This window comes from Mesorhizobium sp. NZP2077, assembly GCF_013170805.1.
GTDB lineage: Bacteria > Pseudomonadota > Alphaproteobacteria > Rhizobiales > Rhizobiaceae > Mesorhizobium.
Map to the genome: position 1 here is coordinate 3,724,380 of NZ_CP051293.1, position 25,464 is coordinate 3,749,843.

Below are 25,464 nucleotides of genomic sequence, written 5' to 3' on the forward strand. Positions count from 1 at the left end.
TTGGCCGATCACCCTTGCTCTTGCATCCGTCGGGCTATCGCCCGATGCAGATCAGGAGCTGCGGCGACCAGCGCCTTGGCGGCTTCGGATTGCGGATGATCCAGCACCTCGTTGGTCTTGCCGCGCTCGACGATCTTGCCGTCATGCATGACCAGCACCTCGTCCGTGACGGCACGAGCGACGGTCAGGTCGTGGGTGATGAAGAGATAGGCGATGCCGAGCTTCTGGTTGAGTTCGGCGAACAGGTCGAGAATCTGCGCACGGATCGAGACGTCGAGCGCCGAAACCGGCTCGTCGGCGACGACCAGCCGGGGGCGGGTGATGATGGCGCGCGCGATCGACAGCCGCTGGCGTTGGCCGCCCGAGAACTCGTGCGGGTATTTGTCCATGTCGCGCTGGTCGAGGCCAACCTCGTGCAGCGCGTGCGCCACCATCTCGCGGCGCTCGGCGCGCGTCGGTTTCTTCTCCAGCACATGCAGGGGTTCGGCGACCAGTTTTTCGACCTTCTGGCGCGGATCGAAGGAGCCGTAAGGGTCTTGAAAAACAACCTGCATGTCGCGCCTGGCAGGCTTCAGTTCGGCCTCGCTCTTGCCGGTGATGGTCTCGCCGCGAAACCGGATCGTGCCCAAGCTCGGCCGGTCCAGTGCCAGGATCATGCGGGCGAGCGTTGACTTGCCGCAGCCGGAACGGCCGACCAGCGCTATCGATTGACCTGGCGCCATCGACAGCGACACGTCGTCGACGGCGCGGATCGGTACGGCGCGCCGGAACAGAGAGGTGCGCCGGCCCGCATAATCGCGCGTCACGCCTTCGACCTCGAGCAGCGGCTTGGCCGATCCGACGGCGTGAACCTTGGCGCGCGCCGGCACATGCATCGAGGCCTGCGCCAGCTGGCGCGTGTAGGGGTGCAGTTGCGCCGACAGCGTGCGCGCCGTGTCGCCGGCTTCCATCACCTCGCCATGGCGCAGGATGGTGATGCGGTCGGCCATTTCGGTCACTACGGCGAGGTCGTGCGAGATCAGCAGCAGGCCCATGCGGCTCTCCGCGACGAGATCGCGCAAGAGGTCGAGGATTTGCGCCTGCAGCACCACGTCGAGCGCCGTCGTAGGCTCGTCGGCGATCAAGAGCTTGGGTTTCAGCGCGCAGGCGATGGCGATGACGACGCGTTGGCGCTGGCCGCCGGAGAGTTCGTGCGGATAGCGCGACAGCGGGAATTTTGATTCGGGCAGACCCACCCGGTCGAGCATTTTGCGCGCCCGCTCTTCAGCCGCCGCGCGCGTGACCTTGGTGTGCCAGCGTATGCCTTCGGCCACCTGTTCGCCGATGGTCTTGACCGGATTGAGCGCCGTCATCGGCTCCTGGAACACCATGCCGATGTCGCCGCCGCGCAGGGCGCACATCTGGTCCTCGCTTGCGGCAAGGATGTCGATGCCGTCGAAGGTGACGCGACCGGTGGCGCGCGCTGCGTGCGGCAGGAGTTGCATGAGCGTCAGCGCGGTCATCGACTTGCCGGAGCCGGATTCGCCGACCAGTCCCATCACTTCTCCGGGCGTGACGGAGAGTTCGATCCCTTTCAGGATCGGCGTGTCGCCGATCGCCAGCGACAGGTTCTCGATCTCCAGCAAGCTCATCGCTGCCGCCGCGATTTCGGGTCGAGAATGTCGGCGATGCCGTCACCCAGGAGATTCAAACCGAGCACGGTGATGACGATCGCCATGCCGGGAAAGATCGCCATCCACGGCGCCACCACCATGCGCGTCTGGGCGTCGAACAGCATGCGGCCCCAGCTCGGCATTGGCGGCTGCGCGCCGAGGCCGAGATAGGAAAGCCCGGCTTCGGCGAGGATGCCCAGCGCGAACTGGATGGTGCCTTGCACCAGCAGCAACGTGGCGATGTTGGGCAGCACATGTTCGATGGATATCTGCGTGCTGCTTTTTCCCGCGGCACGCGCGGCAAGGATAAATTCGCGTGGCCAGATCGCCAGCGCGCCGGCGCGGGCGACGCGGGCAAAGACCGGAATGTTGAAGATGCCGATGGCGATGATGGCGTTGACGGCGCCGGGCCCGAAGATGGCAGTGATCATGATCGCCGATAGCAGGGCGGGGAAGGCGAAGACGAGATCGTTGATGCGCATCAGCGCTTCGTCGACCAAGCCGCCACGCGCCGCGGCAAAAGCGCCGAGTGGCACGCCTATGCCCATGCCGATGCCGACCGCTACAAGTGCCACTGCAATCGAATTGCGGGCGCCGACCATGATCATCGACAGGATATCGCGGCCGAAATGGTCGGTGCCGAACCAATGCGCCAGCGAAGGGCCTTGCGTCTTGTCGGCTATCACCAGCTTGGTGACGTCGTAAGGCGTCCAGACGTAGGAGACCATAGCCATCGCCAGGATCAGCAAGGTGATGACGAAGCCGGTGACGAAAGCCGTGTTCCTGAACGCCTTGGCCAGGATGGCGCTGAACGTTTCTTGTGACATGTCGATGTGCAGCGTCATTGCCGGCTCCTCAAGCGCGGATCGACGACCGCATAGGAAAGGTCGACGACGAGGTTCACGGCAATGACGGCGGCGACCAGCAGCATGACGACGCTTTCGACGACTATCAGGTCGCGCTGGGTGATCGCCTGGAACACCAGCCGGCCGAGGCCGGGCAGATAAAAGACATTCTCGATGATGATGGTACCGGCGAGCAGGAAGGCGAACTGCAGGCCGAGAATGGTCAGCATCGGGATCATGGCGTTGCGCAGCGCATGCCGCCACAGCACGGCACGGTAGGGCAGGCCCTTGGCGCGGGCGGTGCGGATATAGTCCTCGTTCAACACCTCGATCAGCGCCGAGCGGGTGACGCGCGCCAGGATCGCCGCCTGCGGCAAGGCAAGGGCGATCGCCGGCAGCAGCAGCGATTTCAGCGCGGGCCAGATGCCTGCGCCCCAGCCGGGAAAGCCGCCGGCCGGAACCAACCGCAGCCACACGGCGAAAACATAGATCAGCATCAGCGCGAACCAGAAATTGGGCACGGCGACGCCAAGCTGTGCCGCGCCCATGGAAATCGTATCGCCGGCCCGTCCGCGCCGGCTGGCTGAAAACAGGCCGACGGGAATGGCGATGAGGGTGGAAAGCGCGAGCGCGATCAGCGCCAGCGGCAGCGAGACGGCAAGCCGTTCACGCACGAGATCGATGACCGGCACCGAATAGGTGTAGGAGCGACCGAAATCGAGGCTGAGCAGGCCGCCGGCCCAGTGCAGATAGCGCAGGACAAGCGGCGCGTTGAGGCCCATCTGGTTGCGCAGGAGTTCGACCTGGTCGGCGCTGGCGTTCATGCCCAGCATCAGCCGCGCCGGGTCGCCGGGCAGGATTTCGAGCACGGCGAACACCACGATGGAGGCCAGCACCAGTGTGGCAAGCGAGATGGCCAGGCGCTTGAGGAGGTAGGTGGTCATCCGTTCCAACGTGCCGGAAAAAGGCAGGCTCCGGAAGCCGTTTTACTTCCGGAGCCACGCATTTCTCGAAAGCGCGAGATCAACCCGACCACTTCACCTTGGTCAGGTCGTTGGCGGGGATCGGCGCGTTTTCCCACAGCCCTTGCAGCTTGGCGTCCCAGACCCCGACCTTGGGCAGTTCGTAGAGGAAGCCGACCACCGCATCGTCGGCCAGGATCTTTTGCGCCTGCGCATACAATTCCTTGCGCTTGGCCTCGTCGGACGTCAGTTCCAGATCGGCGATGACCTTGTTGAAGGCAGGGTTGTCGTAATTGAAGTAGTAGTCCTTGCGCGAATAGATATCGATGTCGTTCGGCTCGGTATGGGAGACGATGGTCAGGTCGTAGTCCTTCTTGGTGAACACCTGGTCCAGCCACTGCGCCCACTCGACGGGGATAATCTCGAGGTTGATGCCGACGTCGCGGAGCTGTGAGGCGATGATCTCGCCGCCGAGCCGCGCATAGGACGTCGGCGGCAGCTTCAACGTGGCCTTGAAGCCGTTCTCCAGTCCCGCTTCCTTGAGCAGTTCCTTGGCCTTGGCCTCGTCGTGCGGATAGCGGCCGATGAGGTCGATATAATATTTATTAGCCGGCGACATATGTGAGCCGATCGGCAGGCCAAGGCCGGCCGAGGCGCCGTCGATGATCGCCTTGCGGTCGAGCGCATAGGAGATCGCCTGCCTCACCTGCAGCTTGTCGAAGGGCGGCTTCTTGTTGTTGATGGACAGGATGGTCTCGCCTTCGGTCGCGCCGACCACAACCTTGAAGCGCGGATCATCCTTGACCTGGGAAACGCTGTCGGGATCGAAGAAGGGGAAGGCCTGGATGTCGCCGGAAAGCAGCGCCGGCACCGCCGCCGCGGCATCGGGAACGATGCGGAACTCGACCTTTTCGAGGAAAGCAGGGGTGCCCCAGTAATGATCTGATTTCACCAGGGTGACCGATGAACCCTTGGCCCAGCTCTCGAATTTGAAGGGGCCGGTGCCAACAGGCTTCTCCTTGTTGGTGTCGGCGGATTTCGGCGACACAATCACCGCGTCGCCCCAGCCCATATTGTAAAGGAACGAGCCCTGCGGGTGGGTGAGCGTCACCTTCACCGTGGCGGGGTCGACCGCTTCGACCTTGTCGATGGCGGCAAAGAGCTGCTTTTGCGCGTTGAGCGAGTTTTCCGCGCGGGCACGGTCGAGCGAGAACTTCACGTCGTCGGCGCCGAAATCGGCGCCGTCGTGGAATTTCACGCCGGTGTGCAGCTTGAAGGTGTAGACCTTGCCGTCATCGGAAATGGTCCAGCTTTCGGCAAGATCCGGCAGAACCTCGCCATTGGGCCCGATCCGGGTTAGGCCCTCGAACACATTGGCGTAGGTGACCTCCCTGATCGCCGCGGCCGCTCCCGCCGTCGGGTCGAGATGCGGGGGTTCAAGCGGAATGCCGATGACGAGATCGGTCCTGGCGGCAGACGCCGAAGTGGCGGTTGCAAGCGCCAGCACGGCAGCGGCCAGAAGGGTCTTCCAAAGTCTCATCGCTGAACTCCCTATGTGCTCAAATGCTCAAGCCGGCGGATAGAAGCGTGATTTCACGCGGGAGTAAATTGCGTTTCGTGCTGTCGCATCGCGCCGGGAGAAATGTTTTTGCGCCGCGGGCCGCTCATCGAGTTGTGCCGCGCAGCAGCACGTTGAGCCCGATCGCCATCACCTTGGCCGATTCCACCATGTCCTCTATGCCCACCCATTCGTCCGGCCGATGGGCGAGGTCGAGAATGCCAGGACCATAGGCGATGCAGTCGTAGATATGGCCGATGCGGGCTATGTGCTTCTGGTCGTAGGTGCCGGGCGAGATGACGTAGTCGGGCTCACGGTCGAAGATGGCCATGATGCCTTGCGCCACCGCCTTGACCACCGGCGCATCGCGCTCGGTCATCAGCGGCAGCACTTCCATCAGGTCGCGGATTTCATAATCGAATTTTTTACGCTCGCGCTTCAGCCGGTCGAGAATACCGGTCACTTCGCCCTTGACCGTGGCGAGATCTTCCTCGAGCAGGAAGCGGCGGTCGATGGTCAGCCGGCAGGAATCAGGCACGTTGGGCGAGGGCAGGCCGGGCCGGAAATCCTCTGTCTGGCCGCCATGGATCGAGTTGATGTTCATGGTCGAGCGTTTTGCACCTTCGGGCACGACCGGCATGCGCGTCATCTTGCGGTCGAGCGCCGGGAACAATTCATCCTCGAAAGCCCTGAGCACGGCGCCCATGTGGCGCACTGCATTGTCGCCGAGAAACGGCATCGAGCCGTGCGCGATCTCGCCCTTGGTCTCGATCTCCGCCCACCAGACGCCGCGATGGCCAAGGCAGATGCGGTCCTTGTTCAGTGGCTCGGGGATGATGACGTGGTCGACCCTGGGTTTCGAGAAATAGCCGAGCCTGGCCAGATGGGCGACTCCGCCGAAGCCGCCGGATTCTTCGTCGACCGTGCCGGATATTTCAATGGCGCCGGGAAAGTCCGGATAGACTTCCATGAAGGCTTCGGCGGCGATTATCGATGAAGCCAGGCCGCCTTTCATGTCGCAGGCGCCGCGGCCATAGACCTTGCCGTCCTTGACGACACCGGCAAAGGGATCGATGGTCCAGCCGTCGCCGGCCTCGACCACGTCGATATGCGAATTGAAGTGAACGCAGGCGCCGGGTGACCGGCCGTCGAAACGGGCCACGACATTGACGCGCGGGTAGCGATCGGTGTCGCCCGGCGTGCCTTCGGCGCGGATGAATTCGGTCTCGAAGCCAAGCTTCTTCAGCCGCGCGCCAAGATATTCGGCGCATGGCCGGTAGGCCTCGCCGGGCGGATTGATGGTCGGGAACCGGATGAGGTCGGCGGTCAGCGCGACGACTTCATCGCGCCTGATGTCGATTGCTTGAAGGAGTTGTTCGTTCATCAGCAGAGTTGAGCAAACAACGACGTGGCATTGCAAGCCCGCCAGCAATCAAGTCCGTGCGACGTGTCGTTGCGGCAACTATCGCGGGAAATCGTTCAAATTCGCCGCATCGGATTGGGGAATTGATCAAGGAGTGTGTGTTATCCGGTTCACCTGCCATTAAAAAGATGAAAAACATCGTGAGGGCAGACAGGCAAGGGCAATCAAAGGGGTTTGGTCGCATGAAGAAGTCTTTTCTAGTCGCAGCGGCGATATTGGCAACCGCGCTGTTTGGTGCGCCGGCCGCAAGTCACGCGGCCATGTTGGAAGCAAATATCGACGTGTCGTCGCAGACAATGACGGTCAGGTATGGCCTGTCGGTTTACCGATGGACCGTGTCCACCGCGCGTCCCGGCTATTTCACGCCGCGCGGCACGTACCGGCCGCAACGCACGGCGCGGATGTGGTATTCGAAAAAGTACCATATGTCGCCGATGCCTTATTCCGTGTTCTTCCATGGCGGCTATGCCATCCATGGCACGGGCGCCGTCAGGCAACTCGGCCGCCCGGCCTCGCATGGCTGCGTGCGGCTACACACGGCCAACGCCGCGACCTTCTATTCGATGGTGCGGGAAGTGGGCTTCGGCAACACGCGCATTGTCGTGACGAACTAGAGCCTTGACCGCCGTTGATCCCAACAAGGTCGTTGCGGTGGGATAGGGTGCAATTGTCCGCATCTCGGGCGCTTTTCCTGAAAAATGTTGCAGGAATGGCGCATTTGGCTCGGAAACGTTGTCGTTGCGTCACTTCCGCCCGACCAATCGTTTCCGTCAAGAATGCGTTTGTGTTAGATATCGCGCATATAACGTTACGAGGGGCTTTGATGTACAGACTTCTTCTTGGTGCGGCGATTGCCGCCACTGCGACTTCCGCCTTTGCCGCCGACGCGGTCGCGCCGATCGTCATGGAACCGGAACTCGCTCAGCCGCATATTTCCGGCTATGTCGAAGCCTATCTCGGAGGGCTCTATCTCACGTCGGGCGGCGAGCACGAGAGCGCGACAACGGCAGGCGGGGCAGGCCGTGTCAATTTCCCAATCGACCCTCGTTGGAACATCCAGGCCGACGCATTCGTCGATTCGCTTTGGGTTCAGAGCCAGAATCTAGATGGCTATGGCGGCGCGGTTCACGCCTACTGGCGCGATCCGAGTTCTTATGCTCTTGGTGGGTTCACCTCGGTGACGGGCTATGGTGGCGACGTGGTCAGTGGCGAGAACCTCTACAGTTTCGCGGTTGGCCCCGAGGCTCAAGCCTATTTTGGCAATGTGACCGTCTACGGGCAGATCTATTACGGCCAGTTGCGCGCGACGGGTCAATCCGAGCATTTCGACAATTGGGGTGGTCGCGGCGTCGTGCGTTATTTCGCTCAAGACAACCTTCGCTTTGATGCCGAACTCGGCTATTCGAGGATTTCTCTGGGCGGCGAAAGCCTCAATACCGTCACCGGTGCGTTGCAGGCCATGTACCGGTTCTCCGGCACCCCCCTATCGGTCTTCGGACGCTACCAACTGGATCATGTATCCTCTCCCGGCAGTTCGGGAAGCTTGAACGTCCATAAGTTCGTGATTGGTCTGCGCGGCAGCTTCGGCTCCGACACGCTGCTCGACGAAGACCGCAATGGCGCGACGATGGACACCTATCGCCCCAACTTCATCCTGCCGTTGCTATAGTGGAAGGCGCGAAGGCGCCTGGGTGACAAGGACCAACCTGGAAAAGCCGCGAAGAGGAATTTTCGCGGCTTTTTTCTTGCGCATTTGCTGCCAATGGCCGAGTGGCACGCAGATATTGGCTAACTGGCTTGCGTTGCTTTGGCACGCGGGCGACGCCGCCAGTTGCTGATCTCCCACCTTTTGTGGAACCACATCCACTGGCCGGGATCCTCGCGCACCCAGCGTTCGACCACGTCATTCAGCATCTGGGTGGTCGCGTGGACGTCGACGCTACCGTCGGCGGTGCGCGGCAAGACCAGCTTGTTCTCGATCTCGAGCCGGAAGCGGTTACCCGGCAGCCTGATGCAACGCGCGGGATAGACGTCGCAGTCATAGTGGCGGGCAAGGGTGCCGAGCACCCGGTTGCTCTGGCAGGGACGACCGAAGAAGGTCGTGTCCAGGCCGTTGGAGAATTTCTGGTCGACGAGGACGCCAATATTGCCGCCATTCTCCAGGACACCTGCCAATGCGAATGAGGCGCCGGCCATCGACGGCAGCAGCGATCCCATGGTCGAGCGCCGCGTCGAGAGGATGTAATCGGCGAGGTAGGGGTTGTTGGGCGGGCGAAACAGCGCCGTGATGTTCATGCCGAAGGTGGCTGCCGCCACCGGCAGCAGCTCGAAATTGCCGAGATGGCCGGTGAAGACAATGTGCGGCCGCTTCTCGGCGGCAATCTCGACGAAGTGCTCTGTTCCTTTGACCTCGACGCGGCCAGGCTTGCTGGCCGCTGGGTCATAGTCGAACAGGGCATCGAGGAAGATATATTCGGCGGCCAAGCGCGCCATGTTGCCCCACATGTCGGAGGCGATGGCCTGGATTTCGTCCTCGCTCTTGTTCGGGTAGGCCTTGCGCAGATTGTCGATGGCAACCTGGTGGCGTCCGACCCTGGGGCCAACGAGGCGTGCGATGCGGTCGGCGAAATTCAGCGCGCTGTCGGCCGGCAGCAGGCGCAGTATCGAGATGATGATCATCGCCGCGCGCGCAACCAGCCAGTAGTTCAGCTGGCGCAGTTGCCTGCCGTAGCGATACCTCAGATCCCGGCGAAACTTCTTGAACACAGGCTTTAGCCGACCCGCAGGATGATCTTGCCGAAGACGTCGCGGCCTTCCATGCGCTTCAGCGCGGCATCGATATCGCTGAAGCCGACCTCGGTGTCGATGACCGGTGCGACCTGCCCGGCCGCCATCTTCTGCATGGCGTTGGCCATGTTCTCCATGCGGCAGCCGAAGGATCCCAGCAGTTTCAATTGCTGCTGGAACAGCTGCATGAGATTGATCTGCGTCGACACGCCTGATGTCGAGCCGCAGGTGACCAGGCGGCCGCCGCGCTTCAGGCACAGCATCGAACCGGCAAAGGTGTCGGCGCCGACATGTTCGAACACGACATCGACGCCCTTCTTCTTGGTCAGCTTGCGCACCACGCCCTCGAAGCGGTCCTCGCGGTAGTTGATGACATGGTCGGCGCCCAGCGCCTTGGCCTTGTCGATCTTGTCGTTCGAACCGACCGTGGTGATGATGGTGCAGCCCATCCGCTTGGCCAGCTGGATCGCCGCCGAGCCGATGCCGGAGCCGCCGGCATGGACCAGGATGGTTTCGCCCGGCTGCAGTTTCGCATTGTCGAACAGCATGTGCTCGACCGTGCCGAAGGTGACGGGCGCGACAGCTGCGCCAATGTCGGTCACGCCGGGCGGGGCGGGCACGAGCAGACGTGCAGGCAGGTTGATCTTCTCCTGTGCGAAGCCATCCAGGTGAAAGCCGTGGACACCGGAAACATGTTCGCAGAGATTGTCACGCCCTTCGCGGCAGGCCCGGCAAAGGCCGCAGGTGCGCGCGCCATAGATCGACACCAATTGCCCGGGCAGCAGGCTGGAAACGCCGGGACCGACCGCCTCGACTTCGCCGGAGGCTTCCGCGCCGACGACCAGCGGCAGCTTGCGCTTGGCAAAGGCCATGCCGCGCCAGCCCCAGACGTCGATATGGTTCAGCGCCACTGCCTTGATGCGCAGCGTGACTTCGCCGAGTGCGGGCGGCGGGGGAGGCGGCAGGTCCACCGTTTCGAGACGGCGGTCCTCGATAAGTTGCAGTGCGCGCATAAAGCCTGTCGGTTCTGTTTGAGCGGAAGGGGCTCGCTTAGACCGGTTCCCGCGCCATGACAAGGCAAGTGTTCTGGCCGCCGAAGCCAAAGGAGTTCGACAGAACGCTGCGAACCTCGGCATTGCGCTTCTTGTTGGGCACCACGTCGAGCACGATCGCCGGGTCTGGATTGTCGTAGTTGATGGTCGGCGGAATGACGCTTTCACGCATCGTCATCAGCGAAAACGCCGCCTCGACAGCACCGGCCGCAGACAGGGTGTGGCCGATCATTGACTTGTTAGAAGAGACAGGCATCGAGCTTATGCGCTCTCCGAACACGGTCGACAGCGCCAGATGCTCCATCTTGTCGTTCTCGGGGGTCGACGTGCCGTGCGCGTTGACATAGTCGATCTCGTCTTCACTCAGGCCGGCATCAGCGAGGGCGGCGCGAACTGCGGCGATGGCCGGCGAAGCGTCCGGCTTCGAGCGGGTGCGGTGGAAGTCGTCGGCCTTCTCGCCGCAACCGCCAAGGACGCCAAGAATAGTCGCGCCGCGAGCCAATGCCGCCTCAAGCGATTCCAACACCAGCGCCCCGGATCCCTCGGCCAATACGAAGCCGTCCCGATCCCTGGAGAAAGGCTTCGATGCCTTTTCGGGAATGTCATTGTGCGTGGAGAGCGCCGAAAGCAATGAGAAGCGGATCAATGCCTCGGCGGTGGCAGAACCGTCCGCGCCGATCGATAGCGCACGGTCGCATTCGCCGCGTCGGATCGCCTCGACACCGAGCTGGATCGCGGTGGCACCTGAAGCGCAAGCCGTCGACAAGGTGATCGGCAGACCACGTGTGCCAAGGCGGTCGGCAAGGCGGTCGGCAATCGAACCGAACTGGGTGGTCTCGAAAATATCCAGCTCTTTCAAGCTACGTGCCACCCGAAGCAGTCTTTCGGCGGCGGTGTCATCCTTGTCCTTGTCCGAATTGTAGAGCGAGAAGCGCTCGGCCCAGTCGAGTTCGACCGGCGGCGATGCGAGGAAAAGCGGTCCGCCGAAATCGCTGGAATTAAGACCGGCTTCGGTCACCGCTTCCAGACCCGCAAGCTCGGCCAGCTGATAGGTGAGTGGGCTGGCACCTTTCGAACTCGACGGCAGGAAATCGACCATGCCGGAGATGCGGGTGTTCAGTTGATCGATGGGAAAGCGGGTGATCGGGTGAATGCCCGACTTGCCGGAGGTCAACGCCGCCCAATTGTCTGATTTACCGACGCCAAGCGAGGTAACCACGCCGATGCCGGTGACGGCGACGATTGGCCTGCCCATGTGATCTCTGAATTTGGTCATCAGGAAGCCCTCGAGTGGTTTATCTCTGCAGCGTGCTGGCGCCGCCTTACGCTGACTTGACCAGCGCCATGCCCTCGAATTGGTGATAGCCGATCGCCGTTGCAAGGACGGTCGCGGGAACGCCTTCGAACGGCTTCTCGGCTGCGGCATCGAAAACAGGGTAGGCGGCCTTGCGGTCGACGGCGAGTGCCGCAAGCGCCACCGCGAACGGAAACTGCGCTTCCTTCATATGCCCGGTCAGCGTCGAGAAGCCGCGTGTGGCAATGGTCGGATTGGCATCGAGCGCTGCCTTCTCGGCGGTGGTTGCGGCATGCGCGCCCGAGGCGCCCGAAAGTGCCAACAGCTTTCCGTTCGGCAGCGCCGCCTGGCCGAGCAGCGCGGCGATCTCGGCGTCGAGTTCTCCGCGCGACCGCCTGGCGCGGCCTGAGACCACTGGTCCGAGCTCGGCATAGATCTTGCGCCCGCGGCTCATCGCGTGTTCGCGCTGTTCCAGCACAAGGAAGGCACCGCCGGAGCCGGTTACAACACCACCGCCCTCGGCGCCCTGTCTTTGCCAGACTGGTTTCCAGGGGCCGCGATGCAAATAGCCGGCGAGTTCGTAACCGAGCAGCATGTCGGAGTGTTCGGTCTGGAAAGCGCCACCGACCAGGATGTGCGTCGACTGGCCGGAGCGGATGCGTGCGGCAGCCGTTTCGACGGCGGCGACGCCGGCACCTTCCTCGCCCATGAAGGTGCGCGACGACCCGGTCACCTTGTGGACGATGGAGATGTTGCCGGCGAGCAGGTTGGAGAGTTGGGCCAGGAACAAGGTCGGCCGCAACTCGGTGGTCAGCTTCTCATTGAGCAGAACGTCGCGATCGTTGCGGCTTTCCGAAGCGGCGAGAATGGCGGCGTCGACCGCCTCGTCACGCTCGCCGCCGCCGGCGGCGACAACCATGTCCATGGTCGTGCAGAGTTCGTCATTGCCCTTGATGCCGGCGTCATCGAGCGCAAGGCCGGCTGCATAGGTGCCGAGCCGCTGCCATGTTTCCATCTGCCGCTGGTCGCCGCGCTTGGCGATCTGCAGGTTCCAGTCGATCTCCGGCAGCGGGTGGACGGTGTAGGGCGCGAAGCGCACAGCTTCGAGCACCGGCTGCAGACCCGGCTGCGCCAGCTTCTGCCAGTGGGCGTCAGGGCCTTCTCCCAGCGAGGAGACAAGGCCGATACCAGTGATGACGACGTCGCGGGGGCTGCTCATGAGCGGCTTTGTGTGTCAGGCTGCTTTTTGATTTTGCGCATGATCCTGTCCGAAAATCGATGCCGATTTTCGGGGTCATGCGCTGAGCGCGTCAAGGTCGCGCACACAGCCATGTCAGGCGGTCTTGGCGGCGACCAGCGCGTCGATTTTGGCGCACAGGTTCTTCATGACGAAGTAATCGTCGGTCGAAGCCTTGCCGTCATTGACTTCCTGCGTCCACTTTTCCAGCGGCACCTTGATGCCGAATTCCTTGTCGATGGCGAAGACGATGTCGAGGAAATCGAGGCTGTCGATGCCGAGATCGTCGATCGTGTGGCTCTCGGGCGTGATGGTGTCGATATCGATCTCGCTGGTGTCGGCAATGATCTTGGCGACTTTGTCGAACGTGGTGGACAAGGGCTTTTCCTTCTTTGCGGGCGGAATCTGTCCGCATCTTGTTTGGGCGCTGTCTAATCGGTTTTTCCCGGCAGGAAAAGGCCTGATGCGCCGGGCGCAGATGGGAAGCCTCCTCTGCAAAGGCAAGAAGGGCCCCGGTCGACCGGCGCCCCTTCCAATTGACGCTGCGTCAGCTCAACTGTCGCGGAGCTTGACCAGGTCGTTCAGCAGTCCGCCAGTTCCGTTGTGGACGGTCAGCCGCTCGACCTTGCCGGCGATGGTTTCCAGAGCCTCGAGCTCCTTCAGCCGCAGCATTACCGGGTTCTCCGCCATCACCCGGGCCGTGTTGAGCAGGGAACGCGTGGCGTTCGTCTCCTCGCGGCGGCGAATGACGTTGGCCTCGGCCTGCTTTTCGGCCGACACCACCTGGTTGAGGATCTCGCGCATCTCGCCCGGCAGGATGACATCCTTGAGCGCGATATCGTTGACCTCCACCCCGATCTCGGCCATGTCGGCACGGACCTTGGCCGCGGCTTCCTCATCGACCGTCACCTTCTTTTCAAGGATCTGGTCAAGCGTCAGCCCGCCAAGCGTCTTGCGGAAGGCGTACTGCAGGGCGCGGTAGAGGGTCTCGGAGAAGTCCTTCACAGCGCTCACCGCCTTGACCGGATCGACGACCCGATACTCGGCAGCGATGTTGACACGGATCGTCACGCGATCCTTGGTCAGCACTTCCTGCCCGGCGACGTCGAGCGACTGGCGCTTGAGGTCGACGACCTTGACCTGCACCATGCGTCCGACGTTCCAGAAAGCATGCACGCCCGCCGTCAATGTCCGCACCAGGACACCGTCGACGAACAGCAGCCCGGCCTGGCCGTCAATGACCGGATGGACCGACATCAACTCCGCCTTCCGGGCCTGGCCGAGCCGGCGCATGACCGGCGGATCGATGGCGAGGTCGGCCGAAGTGTCGACCATCGTCACCTTCCACGGCCCGGCATCCATCCACAGCACCAGCTTGCGGTCCGGTGCCAGGACGGCATGCAGATTGCCGTCACGCTCGATGACGGCGACATCCGTGCGCCCGGTGCGAACGACGGTGAAATGACGCGCGGCCACATCCGGGAGCTTGTCGAACAACGCCTTCTCGTATGCCGAAACGAATTCCGGGTTCTTCAGATCGTGCCGAGATACTTCCAGGCTTCCGCGCCGGTTGGCGAGCCAATGCTCACCCGGCAGCAGGACAGCCTTGATCTCACCCTTAAAGAGGGTGAGGGCACGTTCGTTTTCCCTTACGAGGACGCGCTCGCGTCCAAGAACCTTATCGAGAACAGTCATTGTCTTACTCCTGTCGGGCATGGCCCCATGCGAGGCGTTAACTCATGCGTCGATCTTCCCTTTCGTTTCTCGTTTCACGTCGTCATGGTCCGGCACGAATGATCCGGGGACTGGTGGCATCAAATCGCAGCGGGCCTTCGGGAGCGGATCGCGGGGCAGTGAAGCGGGCGCCGGAGGCCCTGGCCTCCCTTGCCGGCGACACTGCGCCTTGACCATCACCGCGGGCCTGGCCGCGAGCCGATGGCGTTGGACCTTTCGATACGGCCTTGGCCCGAGGGCTTCGGCCGTCGTCAGGTCTTTCGCATTCCAGTCCCCGGACCGTTTTCAGATAACACCGTGGCAGGGTGCTGGCTTATCAGGCCAATGGAGAAGGAATCGAACCTTCGACAGTCAGATTAACAATCTGATGCTCTAACCAAACTGAGCTATCCGTGGTGTGGATGAAGGGACTCGAACCCTCGACCTCCGGACCCAAATCCGGCGCTCTAACCTCTGAGCTACACCCGCAATCCCAATCCCCAAAGCGGCACCGTATACAGGGCGGCAAAGCCGCCTGCACGGGCGGAGACGAAAGCTCCAGCCGTTGTGCTCGCTTCGGTTTTCGTGACCGGGTGCGCGCCTATAGCCCCTGCGACGGGTTGTCGCAAGCGGCATTATCACGGCGAATTTGCGGCTTCTTTAGGCGGTGGCATTTCGGCAACACTGCCTCCAGCAGCCGCGACCGAATATCCAATTTCAAAACGTGACGCGGCCGAGTACGCGCAGACCATCGCCTTGCGGTTCGACGACCACGGCTTCGCCCTCGCGCGGCGAGATGCCGGTGAGCGCCACGATGTCTTCCAGATGGGTGACCATTACGAGATTGTCGGAGCCGGAATAGGCGCGGATTTCCTTCATGATCGCGGCGATCTGCGCCGCTTTCTGCGCATCGTCGCCTTTGAAGAGATCGAGTGGCGCAAACAGCTCCGGCTCGGCCTCGAAGGCGATGCGTGCGGTGTCGAGGCAGCGACAGTAGCGGCTGGACAGGACTCGCTCGATGGGGGCGGCGCGAGCGGCAAACAAGGCGCCGATCTTGCTCGCCTGCTGCTTGCCGCGCGCCGACAGGTTGATCTGGGTGGCACAGCTGTCGATGTCGAAATTGGCCGGATCGGTGGTGCCGGTGACCATGGCATGGCGCAGCAGCACGACATGGCCGCCATCGCGCAGCAGCGCCCAGCCGGCATCCGTGGCGTGGGCCGCGACGGGAATGACGAGCAGGAACAAGGCCAGGGCAAATCGAATCATCGCAGTCCTTCCAGGAGCCTGGCATCAGACTCCGACCATTCGCATATAGGGATTGGAAAGCAGGCACAAAGACAAGCCAGGAGCCGGCGGCGTCTCAAGTCTCACTTTTTGGCGATCTGCTTCTTCACCAGATCGATCTTCTGGTCGGTCAGCGGGATGGGGAGGGTGTAGCCGGCTTCGGTGAAACCCTGCTTGGCGTTCTCGAAGAACTCGATGGCCTTGAGATATTCGGCCTTGCCGCCGCCATAGCTGGCGCGATTCCAGCTGACATCACCGAGGTTGTTCTGCTCGAAGGCCCACTGCATGGGTTGGCTTTCCCTGGTGAACACTTTCAGCGTCGCGGTGAACGCCGCCTCGGCATCGTCGAGATATTTGCCGGTCCGTTCGATATTGCCAAGGTTGAGCAGGCTCATGCCGATGCCGTTCTGGGCGCTGGCCCAGTCGATCGGTGCCGTCTCGATGGTCAGCACTTCGAGTGCCGCCCGACGGGCCGTGATCGAATCCCGCAAGGTTTTCGGATCGGCATTGCTCATGCTCAGCCAGTGCAGCGTCGAGCCGAGACCGGCCTGGGCCAGCGCCCATTGCCGCGGATTGGTCTCGCGCTTGTACTCGCGCAAGGCATTGCCGTAGGCGTCGACCGCCTCGTCGTAGTGCTCGGGCTTGTCCGTCACGCCGCCAAGCAACTGCAGCGTGTTGCCGAGATTGTAGTAGCTCATGGCCCAATCCTGCGGGAATTTCCGCCTGACATAGACCTGCCGCGCCGCCTGGAACGCTGCCGCCGACTGCTCCAGCTTCGCCGCGTCGCGGGTCCGCTGGCCAAGCGTCTGGTAGATCGAGCCGAGATTGTTCTGCGCCGACGCCCAATCCATCGGGAAGCGCTGCCGGGTAAATACCGTCAGCGCGTCGTCATAGGCCGCGGCGGCCTCTTCGAGCGTGCTTGTGCCCATATCGAAACGGGCAACGCCACTCAGCGCATTGCCGAGGTTGAGCCGGCTGGTCGCCCAGGAGACCGGGAACGTTTCGCGGGTTCGCACCGTCAGAGCCGCGCGGAAGGCATCCGCCGCCTCATTGATCTTCGCCTTGTCGTTGAGCTGGATGCCAAGCGTCACCAGCGTGTTGCCGAGATTGTTCTCGACCATCGCCCATTCGACGGGGGCTTTCTCGCGCGTATACTCCTCGAGCGCCAGCCGGTAGGCGGCCTCCGCGTCTTTCAGATGCTCGCCGGCGGGCTCGCGCTCAGAAAGCGCATAGAGCGCGATACCGAGATTCATCTGCGAAGCCGCCCAGTCGAACGGCACCTTGTCGCGCGGGCGCTTTTTCAACGTGGCACGCATCGCTGCCACTGCTTCGTTGAGCCACTTCGGATCGCTATTCCGCTCACCGATCTTTAGAAACACATTGGCGAGGTTGTTCTGCGAGGCGGCCCAGTTGCGGTCGTCCTTCTCGCGCTCGAAGACGACGAGCGAGTCGCGGAAAATCTGAGCTGCTTCTTCCAGATGCGCGGTTTCGGTCTCGCGCTCGCCGATGGTCTGCAGCACCACCGCCATGTTGTTGCGGGTGATTGCCCAATCCCTGTTCTGCTCGCCATTGGGGATGAAATTCAGGATGACGCGATAGGCCTCGATTGCGTGCTGCAGTGCGTCGAGATCGCCGGTGGTGTAGCCGTAGGAGTTGAGCGCTTCGGCTTCCTGGTTCTTGTAATTCCAGCGCAGCTTGTCGTCCCATTTCTCGACCAGCGAGAAGGCCTTGGCATAGTCGCTGGCGGCGGATCTGTAGTCGAAGACCAGCGCGGCGGCGTCGGCTCGTTTGGCATAGATGCCGGCGTCGGCAATGCGTTTCTGCCGGACCATGTCCTCAGCCTCGTCGACGGCGCCGCTGTTCTGCTCGACCCTGGCGACCGCGTCATCGAGGAATTTGCGCGCCGTCACCATGGCGCCCTGGCCGATGGCCTTGTCGGCGGACGCGACCAGCCGCTTGATCTCCGGATCATCGGTGCGCAGTGCCGCACGCTCCGACATCATCTTCTTCAGGCGCTCGGCCTGGCCGTCGAGCACCTTCTGCAGGTCGGTCGGATCCTCGGGGATCTTGTCCGTGCCGAGGGCCCTGAGCACGCCATAGAGCGCGTCGAGCGGGACACCGTCCTGCAGCGAGGCCAATTCCACCTGTGCCCGCTTTGGGTCGGGCAGATCGGAAATGGTTAGGAGCAACTGCCGCCTTTCGCCGGTGATCAGCCCATCGTCGCCGGTCGGTTCCGGCGGCGCGACGCCGAAATAGAGCAGCCGGCGCAGGCTTTCATTGACCCAAGGGCGCTGCTTGGCCTTGGTGTCGAGATAGACTTCTTCGGTCACCATGCGCATGACGGAGCCGAACTCCGTGCCCTTCATGGCCGCAAGGTGGCGTAGCAGCGCGGCCGCATAGGGGCTGTTTTCACCGGCGGCACCATCCAGCGCCGGGCGGCCCGGTTCGGCGGCGAAGCCGACCACCGTGCCGAGGCTCGCATCTTGGGCTGACGCGTTGCCGAGCGCCTTGGCGCCACGCACCGGTTCCAGCCCGCCGGCGCCGATGGGCTCAGCGGAAGCGGTCGGTGCCGGGCGCACCACGGCGTCCGCCGGAAACGGATTGGTGCGGCAGGCATCGAGCAGCACGATCGTCACCGGCACGGTCTTCTTCAGTTCGTCCATCACCGCGGAAATCGGCACCAGGGCCTTGCCTGCATCCTTGAGCGACGAGACGTCGGCGTCGACCGGAACCAGATAATTCTCGCCGCCGGCCTCGATGCCGTGGCCGGAGTAGTAGATGAAGGCGACGTCGGCGCCCCCGGCGTCCTCGACGAAGCGTTCGAGGTCGCGCTTCAGCTTGGTGGCATCGCGGTCGGTGACGTTGCGGGCGTCGAAGCCGAGGTCGGTCAGCATCTTGGCCATGTCGCGGGCGTCGTTGGCGGGGTTGGGCAGGGCGGCGATGTGCAGGTAATTCGACTGGCCGATGATCAGCGCCACGCCCTTGAGGCTTTTGGTCTCGGCAAATGCAAGCGCCGTCGCGGCAAGACAAATCAGTGCGGCGACGAAGGCCGACAGCCACATCCGCGCAAAAAGATTGCGTCCTGAGGTTTCGACAAAGGTCATTTGTCGTTCGTGTCCACCCTGATATTCCAAACGCTCTATACGCTGCCAGCATACCATGATCAAATTCGGGCGCGATTGCGCCGCGCGCGTGGCTCGCCTATCCCTGAAAAATGTCGCCGCTCACAGAAACCGTGCTTTTTGTCTTCAGCCTGGTCGCGCTCGGTTATCTCGCCGGGCTGACCGGCTATCTCAGACCGGCGAGCGGCGAGGGGATATCGGACTTCGCGGTCTCGGTGGCGATGCCGCTGCTTCTGTTCCAGACGATGGTGAATGCCGATTTCCATGGCGTCGCGCCTTGGCCGCTGTGGGGGGCTTATTTCACGGCGGTGGCGATCACCTGGGCAGCGGGCCATCTTGTCACCACGCGGATCTTCGGGCGCGACGCGCGCGCCGGCGTCGTTGGCGGCGTGTCGTCGGCCTATTCCAATGTCGTGTTGCTCGGCGCTCCCTTCATTCTTGGCATATTCGGCCCGAGCGGCTTCGAAGTGCTGTCGCTGCTGGTTTCCGTGCACCTGCCTGTGATGATGATGGCCTCGATCGTGCTGTTCGAGATGTTCGGTCGCAGCGGGGGTGAACCTGTCCATCCGTTGCGCGTTATCCGCAACTTCCTGAGACGGCTGTTCATCAATCCGTTGATCATCGGCATCCTGCTCGGGCTGGCATGGCGGCTCAGCGGCGTGCCGCTGCCGGACCTCATCATGCGGCTGGTCGATGCGCTTGCCGACACGGCAGGGCCGGTGGCGCTGTTTGCCATGGGGCTCAGCCTGCGCCGCTTCGGCGTTTCCGGCAATGTCCGGCCGGCATTGGGGCTTTCGGTGCTGAAACTGTTCCTGATGCCGGCGCTGGTGCTCGCCTTCGTCTGGCTGCTCGGCCTGCCGCCGATGACGGCCAAGGTGGCCGTCGTGGTGGCGGCGCTACCGTCCGGCATCAATTCCTATCTCATCGCCGTGCAGTTCAACACCGGCCAGGCATTGGCATCGAACCAGATGACCATCGCCACCGCCTGCGCCGCCGTCACCACGGCTTTCTGGCTGACCGTGGTGCTTCACGTCTACGGCTAGTTCGTCTTCGGCTGGTTTCGCGCTGGCCCAAAGCCTATATGCCATCTTGCAATTGATTGCGTGGCTTGCCCTAGGTAAAGAGCACTGGCTCCAGTGTCCCGGCCTCGATACCATCGGGCACGTCCATCGAAGAAAATCCAGATACCGGCCCGTCAGTGCGCCGAGCGGAGGCTAAACCATGCTTCAGAAAACCAGCCATTTCATGCGGCAGGCCAATCTCATCAACGGCGAATGGGTGCAGGCCGACAGCGGCCAGACTGTCGACGTCAACAACCCGGCCACCGGCCTCAAGATCGGCACGGTGCCGAAGTCCGGCAAGGCCGAGACCCGCCGCGCCATCGAAGCCGCCGCTGAGGCCTTCAAGACCTGGCGCAAGACCACCGCGCTCGAGCGCTCGAAGCTGCTGCGCAAGCTGCATGACGCGATGATGGACAATCAGGACGTGCTGGCCGAACTGCTCACCATCGAGCAGGGCAAGTCGCTGTTCGAATCGAAGGGCGAGATCGGCTCGGCCGCGGCCTACATTCTGTGGTTCGCCGAGGAAGGCCGCCGCACCTATGGCGACGTCGTGCCCTCGCCATGGGCGGACCGCCGCATCCTGGTGACCAAGGAGCCGGTCGGCGTCATCGCCGCCATCACACCGTGGAATTTCCCGTCCTCGATGCTGGCCCGCAAGCTCGGCCCGGCACTCGCGGCCGGTTGCACCGCTGTGGTCAAGCCGGCCTCGCAGACGCCGTACTCGGGTCTTGCCTGGGGCGCGCTGGCCGAGGAAGTCGGCTTCCCCAAGGGCGTCGTCAACATCCTGACCGGTTCGGCCAGCGAGATCGGCGACGAGATCTGCGCCAATCCGCTGGTGTCGAAGATCACCTTCACCGGGTCGACCGAGGTCGGCAAGCTGCTCATCCAGAAGTCGTCGGTGACCGTCAAGAAAGTGTCGATGGAGCTTGGCGGCAATGCGCCGTTCATCGTCTTCGACGACGCCGACCTCGAGCGTGCGGTTGCCGGTGCGATCACCGCCAAGTACCGCAACTCCGGTCAGACCTGCGTCTGCACCAACCGCTTCCTCGTCCAGGCCGGCGTCTATGACAAGTTCGTCGAGAAGCTCGCCGACGCCAGCAACGGGCTGAAGGTCGGTTCCGGCCTTGAAGACGGCGTCCAGCAGGGACCGCTGATCGACGAGAAGGCGGTCGAGAAGGTCGAAGAACTGATCGCCGACGCCACCTCGAAGGGTGGCAAGATCGTCGCCGGCGGCAAGCGCCATGCGCTCGGCGGTTCGTTCTTCCAGCCGACGGTCATCGCCAATGCGACGCCCAAGATGCGCTTCATGAAGGAAGAGATTTTTGGCCCGGTTGCGCCGGTGTTCAAGTTCGAGACCGAAGCGGAAGCAATCGCGCTCGCCAACGACACCGAATTCGGCCTTGCCTGTTATTTCTACACCGGCGATCTCGGCCGCGCCTTCCGCGTCATGGAAGGGCTGAAATACGGCATGGTCGGCGTCAATGAAGGCCTTATCACGACGCCCGAGGCGCCGTTCGGCGGCGTCAAGGAATCAGGCCTCGGCAAGGAAGGCGGCCATCAGGGCATCGAGGATTACCTCGATACCAAATATGTGTGCATCGGCGGCCTCGGGCTCTGATAGACTGGTCCTGAGATGGGGAGGCCAATCGCCTGCCCATCTCTTATGGGAAAACCGGCCGAACTCTTCTGGATCTACTGGCGTTTGCGGGCATGGCTATGAAGGACGGCGAGGTTTTCGGCACGACGCAGGCGGGCGAGGCGGTGCGCCGCTTCACGATCAGGGGCGGCGGTATCACTGCCAACGTCATCGGGCTCGGTGCTGTCATCCAGGATTTGCGCCTGACCGGGCACGACGCGCCGCTGGTGCTCGGCTACGACAATCTGGAAGCCTATGAGACCAACAACACGTTCTTTGGCGCGGTCGTCGGTCGCTACGCCAATCGCATCCATGATGGCCGTTTTACCATCGCCGGCAATCGCTACCAAACCGACCAAAACTTCCTCGGCAAGCACACGCTGCATGGCGGCTCGCAAGGCTATTCGCATCGGCCTTGGACAGTTTCTTTGCACGGCAGGGATTTTGTTACGCTGACGCTGCACGATCCCGACGGCACGATGGGCTTTCCCGGCGCACTCGACCTCACCTGCACCTACCGGCTGAAGATCCCCGGTACGCTCAGCGTCGAGCTGACGGCGACCTGCGAGGAGCCGACGCTGTGCAATCTCAGCCAGCATTCCTATTTCAACCTCGACGATGGCGGCGTCGGCGACATTCTCGACCACAGGATGATGCTGAATGCGGGCGCCTATCTGCCTGTCGACGGCGACATGATCCCGACCGGCGTGGTCAAGCCGGTTGACGGCACGCCTTTCGACTTTCGCCAGGCGCGGCCGCTGCGCATGGAGACTGAGGGCGAGCAACTGCCCTACGACCAGAATTTCTGCCTTGCCTCGACGCGCGGGCCGTTGCGGCAAGCGGCGTGGGCGCAAGGAGCCAGTTCCGGCGTCGAGATGGAGGTCTGGACCACGGAGCCCGGCGTCCAGCTCTATACCGGCCAGTATGTGACGCCGCGCAAAGGGCTGGAAGGGCGAGACTACAAGGCTTTTTCCGGCTTCTGCCTGGAGCCGCAGATATGGCCGGATGCACCGAACCGGCCGTATTTCCCACAGGCAACCCTGTGGCCGGGCGCCATTTATCACCACGTGACGGAATATCGATTCCGTCTACCCTAGGATCGACAGACCTCAGCTGTCGAACGCCGCTCTTAGTGTCTCGAACGGCGCCAGCGCGCCACGAACCTGCACCACGGCGGCGGCGACGCGATGGGCCCGGCGGACAGCTTCCCGCGGGCCATGGCCGGCAAGACGCGCCGCGAGATAGCCGCCATTGAAGGAATCGCCGGCGCCGGTGGTGTCGACGGGGGCCGCGACATGGATCGCCGGCACGTCGTGCAGTGTCCCGCTTTCGGAAATTAGCGCCGGCTGCTCGCCGTTCTTGACGACGACCTCGCCGACCCATTGCCGTAGCCGCTCTGCGGTCGCCTGCGGCGTTGCATCCTCAAACAGCATTTGCTCGTCGGGGAAGGTTGGCAGTGCGATGTCGGTAACGGCAAGCGCCTCGACGATAGCCGTTTGCGCTTCCTCGCGCCGGCGCCAGAGCCGTGGCCGGTAATTGGGGTCGAAGGCGATCAGCGAGCCCGCCGCCCGCGCCTTGGCCACGGCCATCAGCAGTGTTTTGCGCGCGGCATCGTTCAGAATTGCCAAAGTGATTCCGGAAAAGTACACAAGTTCCTGATTTTCCAGGTTTTTCGACAGAGCCGTGGGATCCGAGGCGAGCTGCCGCGCGGCGGCGTCGCCGCGCCAGTAGGTGAAGGAGCGCTCGGCGCCTGTCAGCGTGATCGCATAGAGACCGGGCCGCGCGCCCGGGATCACCGGACTGGAACCGATGCCGATGCCGTTTTCGGCGAAGAAGCCGATCTGGCCCTGCGAGAAGGGATCGTCGCCGAAGGCCGAGACATAGGTCGCCGGGCGGTCGCCGCTCAGCGCGTGCAGCGCCCACAGCGTGTTGAACGTGTCGCCGGCAAAACCCATGCGCCAGTTCGGGCCGGCCTGGCCCGACAGTTCGAGCATGCATTCGCCGATCGAGGCGACGCCGTTTCCTGCCATCTGCAATCCTCCGATGATTTCGGTGCTGTAGCTTTTTGCCGGCGGCAGCGCCATGGTTGGCAAGCAGGCTTTTTTGCGCCACAGCGTTTTCCCACAGGCTGGCGGGACGCGATCCACCCAGCAGAACGTTATCCGCAGAAGAGGAACCGGTTTGGCATCGATATGGCGTTATCTCCTGGCGGGTCTTGGTCTGGCTGCTCTGCTGGTCGGCGTCCTCGCGGTCGTCTATTTGACGGCGCCGCAATCGGCGCAGCTTGCCGGCCCGGATGTCTCGCGGACGAAGAAAACCGACAACGGGCTGTACATGGCGAGCTTCGTTCCGGAACGGGGCGTGGTGCGGCAGGGCGAACTGGAATCCTGGCTGCTGACCCTGAAAACAAAGACAGGGGCTTCGGTGGAGCGCGCCGCGATCGCCATCTCCGGCGGCATGCCGCAACACAATCATGGCCTGCCGACCAGCCCGCAGGTGACCGATTACCTGGGCGAGGGCCGTTACCGTATCGACGGGCTGAAATTCACCATGAGCGGCTGGTGGCAACTTCGTTTCGCCATCTCGTCCGGCGCCGGCTCCGACACGGTGCTGTTCAACGTGGTCCTGTGAGCGATCGATGAAGCGCCTTTTCTACTTTCTGGCGCTGATGGTCGCCGTCGTCCTCGTCGGCTGCGGCAAGCCGGATTTCTCCGACGCCGAGAAGAAGACCATCGCGTCGCTGGCGCTGAACACCTTGCCGTCGCTGAAACCCGACACCACAAACCGGTTCGCCGACGTGCCGGCCGCTGCGGCGCTCGGCTCGACGCTGTTCTTCGACCTCGGCATGAGCCGCGACGGCACGGTCTCGTGCTCGACCTGCCACAAGATCGACCGCCAGTTCCAGGACGACCTGCCGCAAGCCGTCGGCGTCGGCCGCACCAACCGTCGCACAATGGCATTGGCGGGCGTGGCGCGTGATCCCTGGTTCTTCTGGGACGGCCGCCGCGACAGCCTGTGGGCGCAAGCGCTGACACCGCTGGAAAACCCGCTGGAACAGGCCGGCAACCGCGCCGCCTACGCGCACTACATCAAGGCGCGCTTCGGCGAACGCTATGAACGCATTTTTGGACCGCTGCCGGACTTTTCCGGCATTCCGTTGAATGCCAGCCCGCTCGGAACGGATGCCGAAAAGACTGCCTGGAACGCGATGAGCGATGGGCAGCGTGACGCCATCAACCGCGTCTTTGCCAATATCGGCAAGGCGATCGCCGCTTTCGAACGCTCGATCGAGCCGGCGCAGACGCGCTTCGACCGATTTGCGCTGGACCTTGCCACCGGCGCTGAGCCGAAGGGCGATGCGGTCTTTACGCGGGAAGAAATCCTTGGGCTGAAACTGTTCATCGGCAAGGCCAATTGCGTGACTTGCCACAACGGCCCGCGCTTCACCGACAACAGTTTTCACAACACCGGCGTGCCGCCTGTCGCGGATCTGCCGCCGGATCGCGGTCGCATCGATGCGGTGGCACAGGTCGAGGCCGACCCGTTCAACTGCTTCGGCGCTTATCGCGATGGCGATGCGAGCGCCTGCGGCGAGCTGCGTTTCATGGTCAAGGATGCGCCGCAACTGATCCGCGCCTACAAGACGCCTTCGCTGCGCGGCGCTGCCACGCGGCCGCCCTATATGCATGCCGGGCAGTTTTCCTCGCTCGACGAGGTGGTGGCGCACTACGCCAAGGCTGCGCCCAGCGTTGAGGGGGTATCCGAAATCCACCCGTTGCAGCTATCGGATCGCGAACGCGCGGCGCTGGTGGCGTTTTTGAAGACTTTGGCGGAATAA

General features: G+C 63.0%; 21 protein-coding genes and 2 tRNA genes. 7 read left to right on the forward strand and 16 right to left on the reverse strand.

The features are described 5' to 3' along the window. Positions 1-8 precede the first annotated feature (8 nt). From HGP13_RS18485 to HGP13_RS18505, 5 genes are all read right to left on the reverse strand, one after another. Positions 9-1,631: a dipeptide ABC transporter ATP-binding protein gene (locus HGP13_RS18485; RefSeq protein ID WP_172227977.1), complete on the reverse strand. Its 1,623-nt coding sequence runs from the start codon at positions 1,629-1,631 to the stop codon at positions 9-11. Continuing rightward, the gene (locus HGP13_RS18490; protein ID WP_172227979.1) at positions 1,628-2,497 is read right to left on the reverse strand and encodes an ABC transporter permease; all 870 of its coding nucleotides are present in this window, start codon (positions 2,495-2,497) and stop codon (positions 1,628-1,630) included. Before HGP13_RS18490 ends, HGP13_RS18485 begins: the two co-directional genes overlap by 4 nt. After that, positions 2,494-3,441, reverse strand: coding sequence for an ABC transporter permease (locus HGP13_RS18495; RefSeq protein WP_172227981.1), 948 nt, complete (start codon positions 3,439-3,441; stop codon positions 2,494-2,496). Before HGP13_RS18495 ends, HGP13_RS18490 begins: the two co-directional genes overlap by 4 nt. Before the next feature lie 79 nt (positions 3,442-3,520). Next, positions 3,521-4,999, reverse strand: a complete 1,479-nt coding sequence (locus HGP13_RS18500; protein WP_172227983.1) for an ABC transporter substrate-binding protein — start codon at positions 4,997-4,999, stop codon at positions 3,521-3,523. A 124-nt stretch (positions 5,000-5,123) separates the two neighbouring features. Next, positions 5,124-6,401 (reverse strand): acetylornithine deacetylase/succinyl-diaminopimelate desuccinylase family protein, encoded by a 1,278-nt coding sequence (locus HGP13_RS18505; RefSeq protein ID WP_172227985.1) that lies wholly within the window; start codon positions 6,399-6,401, stop codon positions 5,124-5,126. Positions 6,402-6,622: 221 nt separating this feature from the next. Here HGP13_RS18505 and HGP13_RS18510 point away from each other — a divergent pair, with 221 nt between their 5' ends. Both HGP13_RS18510 and HGP13_RS18515 read left to right on the forward strand, forming a co-directional pair. Then, positions 6,623-7,054, forward strand: coding sequence for a L,D-transpeptidase (locus HGP13_RS18510; RefSeq protein WP_172234763.1), 432 nt, complete (start codon positions 6,623-6,625; stop codon positions 7,052-7,054). Between the two features lie 170 nt (positions 7,055-7,224). Further along, a complete protein-coding gene (locus HGP13_RS18515) occupies positions 7,225-8,109 on the forward strand; it encodes a hypothetical protein (protein ID WP_172227987.1) in 885 nt (294 codons plus the stop codon). 119 nt (positions 8,110-8,228) lie between these two features. On the opposite strand, the gene HGP13_RS18520 is transcribed toward HGP13_RS18515, so the two are convergent. The 10 genes from HGP13_RS18520 to HGP13_RS18565 form a co-directional block, all read right to left on the reverse strand. Then, positions 8,229-9,206 carry a lipid A biosynthesis lauroyl acyltransferase gene (locus HGP13_RS18520; protein ID WP_172227989.1) on the reverse strand — a complete coding sequence of 326 codons (978 nt, stop codon included), beginning with the start codon at positions 9,204-9,206 and terminating at the stop codon, positions 8,229-8,231. 5 nt (positions 9,207-9,211) lie between these two features. Further along, complete coding sequence (locus HGP13_RS18525; protein WP_172227991.1) at positions 9,212-10,240, reverse strand: zinc-binding dehydrogenase; 1,029 nt, start codon at positions 10,238-10,240, stop codon at positions 9,212-9,214. A 37-nt stretch (positions 10,241-10,277) separates the two neighbouring features. After that, entirely contained in the window at positions 10,278-11,555 is a 1,278-nt protein-coding gene (locus HGP13_RS18530) for a beta-ketoacyl-ACP synthase (RefSeq protein WP_172227993.1), read from the reverse strand. Positions 11,556-11,601: 46 nt separating this feature from the next. Further along, on the reverse strand, positions 11,602-12,792 hold the full coding sequence (locus HGP13_RS18535) for a beta-ketoacyl-ACP synthase (RefSeq protein WP_172227995.1): 1,191 nt from the start codon (positions 12,790-12,792) through the stop codon (positions 11,602-11,604). A 114-nt stretch (positions 12,793-12,906) separates the two neighbouring features. Then, positions 12,907-13,188 (reverse strand): acyl carrier protein, encoded by a 282-nt coding sequence (locus tag HGP13_RS18540; protein WP_010909964.1) that lies wholly within the window; start codon positions 13,186-13,188, stop codon positions 12,907-12,909. A gap of 174 nt (positions 13,189-13,362) precedes the next feature. Next, positions 13,363-14,505 carry a slipin family protein gene (locus tag HGP13_RS18545; protein ID WP_172227997.1) on the reverse strand — a complete coding sequence of 381 codons (1,143 nt, stop codon included), beginning with the start codon at positions 14,503-14,505 and terminating at the stop codon, positions 13,363-13,365. 360 nt (positions 14,506-14,865) lie between these two features. Beyond that, a tRNA-Asn gene (locus tag HGP13_RS18550) sits at positions 14,866-14,935 on the reverse strand. 2 nt (positions 14,936-14,937) lie between these two features. Further along, positions 14,938-15,012 (reverse strand) — tRNA-OTHER (locus HGP13_RS18555). A gap of 228 nt (positions 15,013-15,240) precedes the next feature. After that, the gene (locus HGP13_RS18560) at positions 15,241-15,789 is read right to left on the reverse strand and encodes a histidine phosphatase family protein (RefSeq protein WP_172227999.1); all 549 of its coding nucleotides are present in this window, start codon (positions 15,787-15,789) and stop codon (positions 15,241-15,243) included. Positions 15,790-15,890: 101 nt separating this feature from the next. Further along, positions 15,891-18,911, reverse strand: a complete 3,021-nt coding sequence (locus tag HGP13_RS18565) for a caspase domain-containing protein (protein ID WP_172228001.1) — start codon at positions 18,909-18,911, stop codon at positions 15,891-15,893. A gap of 110 nt (positions 18,912-19,021) precedes the next feature. On the opposite strand from HGP13_RS18565, the gene HGP13_RS18570 reads away from it, so the two are divergent. The 3 genes from HGP13_RS18570 (at position 19,022) to HGP13_RS18580 (ending at position 22,723) form a co-directional block, all read left to right on the forward strand. Then, positions 19,022-19,972, forward strand: coding sequence for an AEC family transporter (locus HGP13_RS18570; RefSeq protein ID WP_172228003.1), 951 nt, complete (start codon positions 19,022-19,024; stop codon positions 19,970-19,972). A gap of 178 nt (positions 19,973-20,150) precedes the next feature. Beyond that, on the forward strand, positions 20,151-21,608 hold the full coding sequence (locus HGP13_RS18575; RefSeq protein WP_172228005.1) for an NAD-dependent succinate-semialdehyde dehydrogenase: 1,458 nt from the start codon (positions 20,151-20,153) through the stop codon (positions 21,606-21,608). A 92-nt stretch (positions 21,609-21,700) separates the two neighbouring features. After that, positions 21,701-22,723: an aldose epimerase family protein gene (locus HGP13_RS18580; RefSeq protein WP_172228007.1), complete on the forward strand. Its 1,023-nt coding sequence runs from the start codon at positions 21,701-21,703 to the stop codon at positions 22,721-22,723. 12 nt (positions 22,724-22,735) lie between these two features. On the opposite strand, the gene HGP13_RS18585 is transcribed toward HGP13_RS18580, so the two are convergent. Beyond that, positions 22,736-23,656, reverse strand: a complete 921-nt coding sequence (locus HGP13_RS18585) for a sugar kinase (RefSeq protein ID WP_172228009.1) — start codon at positions 23,654-23,656, stop codon at positions 22,736-22,738. 151 nt (positions 23,657-23,807) lie between these two features. Here HGP13_RS18585 and HGP13_RS18590 point away from each other — a divergent pair, with 151 nt between their 5' ends. Both HGP13_RS18590 and HGP13_RS18595 read left to right on the forward strand, forming a co-directional pair. Then, positions 23,808-24,257, forward strand: a complete 450-nt coding sequence (locus HGP13_RS18590; RefSeq protein ID WP_172234764.1) for a FixH family protein — start codon at positions 23,808-23,810, stop codon at positions 24,255-24,257. Between the two features lie 7 nt (positions 24,258-24,264). Further along, entirely contained in the window at positions 24,265-25,464 is a 1,200-nt protein-coding gene (locus HGP13_RS18595; RefSeq protein ID WP_172228010.1) for a cytochrome-c peroxidase, read from the forward strand.